This is a genomic window from Pseudoalteromonas sp. NZS71 (assembly GCF_015864715.1).
GTDB lineage: Bacteria > Pseudomonadota > Gammaproteobacteria > Enterobacterales > Alteromonadaceae > Pseudoalteromonas > Pseudoalteromonas arctica.
In genome coordinates this window covers 1-7440 of record NZ_JADYWS010000057.1, presented here as the reverse complement: position 1 = coordinate 7440, position 7440 = coordinate 1, and the positions used below count along the sequence as shown (strand labels likewise).

6 protein-coding genes are annotated in these 7440 nt (G+C 39.1%); 5 read left to right on the top strand and 1 reads right to left on the bottom strand.

Annotation, left to right across the window (positions count from 1 at the left end):
• Positions 1-110: 110 nt before the first annotated feature.
• Positions 111-971 carry a mechanosensitive ion channel family protein gene (locus I6E85_RS20560; protein ID WP_007581304.1) on the bottom strand — a complete coding sequence of 287 codons (861 nt, stop codon included), beginning with the start codon at positions 969-971 and terminating at the stop codon, positions 111-113.
• Positions 972-1172: 201 nt separating this feature from the next.
• Here I6E85_RS20560 and I6E85_RS20555 point away from each other — a divergent pair, with 201 nt between their 5' ends.
• From I6E85_RS20555 to I6E85_RS20535, 5 genes are all read left to right on the top strand, one after another.
• Complete coding sequence (locus I6E85_RS20555) at positions 1173-1382, top strand: hypothetical protein (protein ID WP_024590275.1); 210 nt, start codon at positions 1173-1175, stop codon at positions 1380-1382.
• Positions 1383-1590: 208 nt separating this feature from the next.
• A complete protein-coding gene (locus I6E85_RS20550; RefSeq protein WP_024590276.1) occupies positions 1591-3726 on the top strand; it encodes a M3 family metallopeptidase in 2136 nt (711 codons plus the stop codon).
• A 383-nt stretch (positions 3727-4109) separates the two neighbouring features.
• A complete protein-coding gene (locus I6E85_RS20545; RefSeq protein ID WP_197237303.1) occupies positions 4110-4961 on the top strand; it encodes a carboxylate/amino acid/amine transporter in 852 nt (283 codons plus the stop codon).
• Positions 4962-5030: 69 nt separating this feature from the next.
• Entirely contained in the window at positions 5031-6362 is a 1332-nt protein-coding gene (locus I6E85_RS20540) for a glycerophosphodiester phosphodiesterase family protein (RefSeq protein WP_197237301.1), read from the top strand.
• Between the two features lie 241 nt (positions 6363-6603).
• Entirely contained in the window at positions 6604-7338 is a 735-nt protein-coding gene (locus tag I6E85_RS20535) for a dienelactone hydrolase family protein (RefSeq protein WP_024590279.1), read from the top strand.
• Positions 7339-7440 lie beyond the last annotated feature (102 nt).

The window sequence follows — 7440 nt, the reverse complement described above, 5'->3', positions numbered from 1 at the left end:
AAAGATGATAAGGGTATTGTGAAGCAACCAAAAGATCAGTCAACCGATCAAAAATACCTTAACTGATCGGTGTTAGCTATTAGCGGCTTTTAATATTTACTATATTTGAACTATGAGCGCTTAAATGCAATTTCACCGTCGATATGAATATCACGCTGCGGAAAAGCAATCACTACATCATGCTTTTCAAATACAGCGTAAATACTAAAACGAATATCACTGCGTACTTTTCTAAGCATGGTTTCTGACTCGGCGCACACCCAAAAAATAGCGTTAAATACGAGCGAGCTATCTGCAAAGTCATCAAATAACACCGATGACTTTGGATTAGCCAATATTGCTTCATGATCATCAAGCACTTGCTGAATAAGCTTTTTAACCAGTATCACGTCTGATCCATACGCAACGCCTACACTGACCGATGAGCGTGCATTGCCATCTATTAGCGTCCAGTTTGTTACTGTATTTTCGAGCAATTGAGAATTAGGAATAAGCATATGTACGCCGTCATTTCGGCGAATACGCGTTGAGCGAGTATTAATTGTTTCAACCACGCCTTTTGCATTGCCTACCTCTAAAAAGTCACCAATACGTATTGGGCGTTCCCACATTAGTATCCAGCCACTAATAAAGTTATTGATAATATTTTGAGCACCAAAGCCTACACCAATGGCTATTGCACCTGAAACAAAAGCAAACGCAGTAAGCGGTATGCTTAATACTTCTAAAGATGTAAAAATTAAAATAGCGATACTTAAAATAAAGTAGATACGTGTAAATAAATGCACGGCATCTTGGCTTAACTTTTTTGCCAATAATGTTTTTGTTATTAGCTTGCCAATACGCGTCACAATAAACCAAATAGCGAAAAGTATTAAAGGCACTTTAATAATTTTTGCTACGGTAATGTGTACATCGCTGTAACTAAATACAACAAAGGCAAGAATTTGGTTTATGTGTTCTAAGGTCATTTATTTTCCAAAACAAGCAAAGGAGCGCTTTAAATTTAAATCGCTATAAAGTGAAAGCGGTTCAGTGTTGGGTAAGTTTAGCAGTCATAATATAACTAAAACGCCAAGTTAATAAGTTCAATATACTTTTTATGAACAATTTATTAACTCTTTATTGCACCGAGTGCTATATAAATAGTGTACAAGCACTGGAGATCACATATGACACAACTTACTTTAAATCAAAGACTCGCTACTTTGCAGCCGCAGGTAGACTTACATTTATTTGAAAGCAGCCTAGATTACCGAAATAAAATTTTGTGCCTTCTTGCAGAACAAGAGCAAACACTGGCATCTATCAACAAAGAGTTTGGCCAACAACAACCTAGCAACTTTGGCTCTGAGAGAAAATTTGTACTTGGATATAACTAAGCAATTATGACTCAACGACTTATTAAGTAGCTCAGGTGTTTACTTTTAGAGCTACTTTTACCTCCCTTAAAGCTAAATATTAGCTAATTTGCGTTCAAATCCCCCTTAATACCGATAAACTTTATTGTATAAACGCCAAAATTTGATAAGTTAACTAGGTTTTTCGACTCGCAAAGCCTATTCCGGCTAATCTTTCTATGGAGTTATTATGCGTAAAACCCTGATCGCCACTACTATTGCTAGTGCCTTAATATTATCGGCCTGTTCATCTAACGATACACAAAACATGGCAAAAGAAGGCGCAGCACAAGTGCAAGACATGAACGCAAACAATGTTTTATTTAAGCCAAGCCCATTGCAATATATGGCACCAGAATTTGATAAATTTGGTACAAAAGACTACGAAGCTGCATTCGATGCAGGTATCGCACAGCACACGGCACAAGTACAAGCCATTGCTAATAACCCTGCTCCAGCAACATTTGAAAACACATTAGTTAAAATGGAATTGTCAGGGGAGCTATTAAATCGCGTATCGGCTGCTTTTTATAACTTATCTGGTTTAATTTCAGATGCTGAATACCAGCGTATTGATGAAAAAATGGCGCCTGTATTATCTGCTCACTCAGATGATATTTACTTAAACGGTGAATTATTTAAGCGCGTACAAACAATTTACGACAATCAAGATAAATTAAACGCAGAAGATAAACGCCTAGTTGATTTTTACTACAAGCAGTTTGTAAAAGCAGGTGCTAAATTAAATGACGCTGAAAAAGCTAAAATGCGTGAAATTAACTCAGAGCTAGCTCAGCTATCTACTGCGTTTTCACAAAACATTTTAAAATCGTTTAAAGAAGACGTTATTGTAGTTACAGATAAAAGTGAATTAGCGGGTCTTTCTGAAGGCGAAATTGCAGGACTTGCAGCTTCAGCTAAAAAAGCGGGCAAAGACGGCTACATGATCACTTTGGTAAATACAACGCAACAGCCAATTTTAAGTAGCCTTGAAAACCGCGACCTGCGTGAGCGAATTTTTAAAGCCTCTGCAAACCGTGCAGCAAAAACTAACGGCCCTATTATTATTAAAGAAACCAACCTACGCGCTCAAAAAGCAGAGCTTTTAGGCTACAAAGATTGGGCTTCTTATGTAATGACGTCGCGTATGGCGCAAACAACTGAAAACGTTTACGGCATCCTTGATGACTTAGCACCAAAAGCAGTTGAAAAAGCAAAGATTGAAGCAGCCGCTATTCAAAAAGTGATTAACGATTCAGGCGAAAGCTTTGAGCTTAAACCATGGGATTGGACTTTTTATGCTGAAAAAGTACGTGCAGAAAAGTACAACTTAGATCCAGCACTTGTTAAACCATACTTTGAAATGCAATCGGTTATTCACGATGGCTTATTCTTTGCAATGAACAAACTGTACGGTATTACGTTTAAAGAACGTAAAGATCTTCCTGTTTATCATGAAGATGTAACCGTATACGAAGTATTTAACGCTGATGGCAGCGCTATTGGTTTATTTTACTTAGACCCATATGCACGTGAAGGTAAACGTGGCGGCGCATGGATGAGTGCATACGTTAGCGAAAGCGGATTAAAAGGCACTAAACCGGTTATTTACAATGCGCAGAACATTCCAAAACCTGCTGCAGGCGAGCCTACGCTAATGACATTTGACGAAGTGTCTACTATGTTCCATGAATTTGGTCATGCTGCACACGGGTTATTCTCAGATGTTAAATACCCAAGCCTAGCGGGTACTGCAACGGCACGTGACTTTGTTGAGTTTCCGTCGCAAGCAAATGAAGATTGGATGATTGAACCAACCGTTCTTGCTAACTATGCGAAACATTACAAAACAGGTGAGCCAATTCCACAAGCTTTACTTGATAAAGTACTTGAATCGCAAAAATTCAACCAAGGTTACGGCACTACTGAATACTTAGCCGCTGCACTACTTGATATGGAATGGCATTCATTTGGTTCTGATAAGAAAATTACTGACGTTCAAAAGTTTGAGCAAGACGCGCTAGAAAAACACGGTATTGCTTACTACCCTGTTCCACCACGTTACAAATCAAACTTCTTTAGCCACACATTTGCAGGTGGTTATTCAGCGGGTTACTACGCGTACCTATGGACTGAAGTGTTTGCAGCAGACGCCTTTGCACATATGGAAAACAACGGCGGCTTAACACGTAAAAACGGTGATAAGTTCCGTAAAGAAATCCTATCAAAAGGTAACAGCCGCGACTTAATGCAAAGCTACATTGAGTTTAGAGGTCAAAAACCAACTACCGACGCACTACTTAAGCGCCGTGGTTTAGTTGAATAGTTAGGGCATGTTGACCTTTCGTGGTTGAATTTGCAGCAGTATGTTTGGCCTTTAGGCAAGGCAGAGCCTATGTAGTGTGGTTATTCCCCATAAATAGGCGATAACGCAGCATAAATGCCAAACATGCGCTGCCCTTTGGGTTCTTTCTAGGGACGATTAACTCTTTGTTACTCGGTTTTTACTTAGCCCGCTAGGTTACAAACCTCGCGCCGCGATTAAATCGCCCCTAGATTGAACAAATTTCAATCCACAAAGATCAACACGCCCTAGTAACTTAGTTTATTAATTATTGCTTTATAAAAGCCCGCTTGCGGGCTTTTATTGTTTATACATCAATTTATAACAGATAAACTGCTGCAATTAATTATTTAAAGACGACAGCTATGCGGTACTTATTTGCAGTAACTTTACTTTGGGCATTTTCATTTAGTTTAATTGGCGTGTATTTAGCAGGTCAGGTTGATGCATGGTTTAGTGTGTTAATTCGCATAGCACTAGCAACCCTCGTATTTTTACCATTGTTAAAGTTTAAACAAACACCTAAACCTTTAGCCTTAAAGCTCATGCTGATTGGCGCTATACAACTTGGTGTTATGTATAGCTTTTACTACCATTCCTTTTTATTTTTAAGCGTCCCCGAAGTACTGCTATTTACAGTAATGACTCCTTTGTACATTACCTTGCTAAATGATGCATTGAACAAACATTTTAACCCACGCTTTTTTATAATCGCACTTATTGCTGTAATTGGTGCGATTACCATTCGTTACGAAAACCTAAATAGCAATTTCATAATTGGCTTATTATTAGTTCAAGGTGCGAACATAAGTTTTGCTGTAGGCCAAGTAGCCTACAAACGCTTAATGATGAACAATCAGCTTGATGATAAAACCGTATTTGGATGGTTTTTTATAGGCGCACTTATTATTGCCACAATCTGTTATGCATTATTTGGTAATTCAAACAAATTACCAACCACTTCTACTCAGTGGAGCATACTGATTTATTTAGGGATTGTTGCATCAGGCCTTGGTTACTTTATGTGGAATAAAGGCGCAACACTCGTCAACGTTGGAGCTCTGGCAGTCATGAATAACTTACTTATCCCAGCAGGGATTATTGTTAACGTGCTTATTTGGAACAGAGACGCTGACATAGTTAGGTTAAGTATTGGTGCAGCTATAATGTTAGGTGCATTATTAGTGAATCAAATGCTTAATAAAAAAGTAAATTAATAAACTTGTAGCTAAATTGTCATTAATAATCATTAAGGTAGTACAAATTTTACTTTTTAAGGATAAACAATGAAACGTATTACCTTACTTACAGGCTGTATATTGTTAGCCACACTTGCTGGCTGCGACGACGATGTAGAAATAATAGAAAAAGAAGTGGTTGTTACCAACACCGAAGTTGAGATTGTTGAAATACCTACGCCTGTTATTGTAGAAGTACCAAACGGTGATGCGCCAGATATTCAACTAGGCACTCGTCCATATTATTTAGTCAATGATATGAGCGACAGCGCTTTAAAAACACAATTAGAGTCATGCAGTGAAGGTCCTTTTTACCGCACCGACTTTTCTATTGGTCATCGCGGTGCATCAATGCAATACCCTGAGCATACTAAAGAAGCCTATATTGCTGCAGCCAGAATGGGCGCAGGCATTGTTGAATGCGATGTTACATTTACAAACGATAAAGAACTAGTATGTCGCCATTCTCAATGCGACTTACACACCACAACTAATATTTTAGCCATTCCTGAGCTTGCAGCTAAATGCAGTGTGCCATTTACACCAGCAGACCCCGCTAACGGTATTGCTGCTTCTGCAAAATGTTGTACCAGCGATATAAGCTTAGCGGAATTTTTAACCCTTGAAGGTAAAATGGATGGTGCAAACACTAATGCAACTACCGTTGCCGATTACATGGATGGTACACCAAGTTGGCGCACTGATTTATATGCCACCAACGGTACATTGATGACCCATAAACAAAGCATTGCACTGTTTAATGGGATGGGGGTAAAAATGACCCCTGAACTTAAATCGCCACAAGTAAGTATGCCATTTGATGGAATGACGCAAGAGCAATATGCGCAAAAAATGCTAGACGAGTACACACAAATGAATGTGCCAGCCTCAAAAGTTTACCCGCAATCGTTTAACCTTGAAGACGTAAAATACTGGATTAACACTAACCCTGACTTTGCAGATAAAAGCGTATACCTAGATGGTCGCGACAGTGAAGCCGGATTTGATCCAAGTAACCCACAAACATGGCAACCTGGCATGGATGAACTTGTGGCTGACGGCGTTAAAATTTTAGCCCCTCCAATTTGGATGATGCTAACAATAGATAACGAAAATAATATCGTGCCATCACAATACGCAATTGACGCAAAAGCAGCAGGTTTAGAGCTTATTGCATGGAGCCTTGAGCGCTCAGGTCCGCTTAATGAAGGTGGTGGTTATTACTATCAATCAATTGCTGATGTTATAGATAACGATGGCGATATGATGACGGTCGTTGATGTACTCGCAAAAGACGTGGGTGTAATGGCTATATTTTCAGATTGGCCGGCTACCGTAAGTTATTACGCTAGTTGTAATAAAATGCCTGCAAGTATTTAATACCAATCTGCTTATATATGGGGTCTATTTAACGTTAAGAAAATTACGCTAGAACTAGGCAAAAATTTTTTATCTAGTTGTTCTAAATAAAAAATTTTTAACGACGTTATAGTGAAATTTAATTCGTTAAATTGATCAAAGATTTATGCAGGTTGGTATAAATACTCGACAACAAAAGTCGTTTATTTTATCGCGCTCAGTTACCATATCATTATATAATTTTATTTAACTGAGCGCTTTTATGATAATTCAACAACATAACGCAGACTTGCCAACACCTACAGGTTTAATGCGAACAACCATCTATCGCCCTCAGGCGCAAGGGCAGTTCCCTGCTATTATTTTTTATTCTGAAATTTTTCAGCAAACTGCACCTATTGCACGCAGCGCAGCTATTTTAGCAAGCCATGGTTTTGTAGTGTTCGTACCGGAAGTATTTCACGAGTTAAACCCTATGGGCACTGTGCTTGCTTACGACGATGCAGGTAAAGACAAAGGCAATGCAGATAAGTGGGAAAAACCACTGGAGCATCATGATAGCGACACGCAAGCCATGATCGACTTTATAAAGCAGCAGCATTACTGCACAGGTACAGTGGGCGCTATGGGCGTATGTATTGGCGGGCATTTAGCTTACAGAGCGGCGCTTAACCCTGAAATTAAAGCGGCTTTTTGCTTATACGCAACTGATATTCACAGCAATACATTACCGGCAAAATCAGGTAATAACTCATTTGAACGCATGGCTGATATACAAGGCGAAATTCACTTTATATGGGGTAAACAAGACCCGCATGTGCCAAAGGAAGGCCGTATTAAAATATACCAGCAATGCGTAAGTACTGGCATTAATTACCAATGGCAAGAAGTTAATGCCCAGCATGCCTTTATGCGTGATGAAGGTGAGCGATACGATGCAGCCCTTGCAATTAATATGTATCAACAAGCGGTTGCATTATTTAGCCGTACTTTATAAGTGTTTTATAAATGCTTTAAAAGCGACGCGGATTCAAACCTGAAGTGCATAACGTTTAGGCGGCTTTAGCCGCCAAGTGATCCTGCATCAATTTTGCAGGCG

Excerpts from the sequence above, each read along its gene's own strand:
- I6E85_RS20560 (WP_007581304.1), bottom strand. The coding sequence starts at position 971 with ATGACCTTAGAACACATAAACCAAATTCTTGCCTTTGTTGTATTTAGT.
- I6E85_RS20555 (WP_024590275.1), top strand. The coding sequence starts at position 1,173 with ATGACACAACTTACTTTAAATCAAAGACTCGCTACTTTGCAGCCGCAG.
- I6E85_RS20550 (WP_024590276.1), top strand. The coding sequence starts at position 1,591 with ATGCGTAAAACCCTGATCGCCACTACTATTGCTAGTGCCTTAATATTA.
- I6E85_RS20545 (WP_197237303.1), top strand. The coding sequence starts at position 4,110 with ATGCGGTACTTATTTGCAGTAACTTTACTTTGGGCATTTTCATTTAGT.
- I6E85_RS20540 (WP_197237301.1), top strand. The coding sequence starts at position 5,031 with ATGAAACGTATTACCTTACTTACAGGCTGTATATTGTTAGCCACACTT.
- I6E85_RS20535 (WP_024590279.1), top strand. The coding sequence starts at position 6,604 with ATGATAATTCAACAACATAACGCAGACTTGCCAACACCTACAGGTTTA.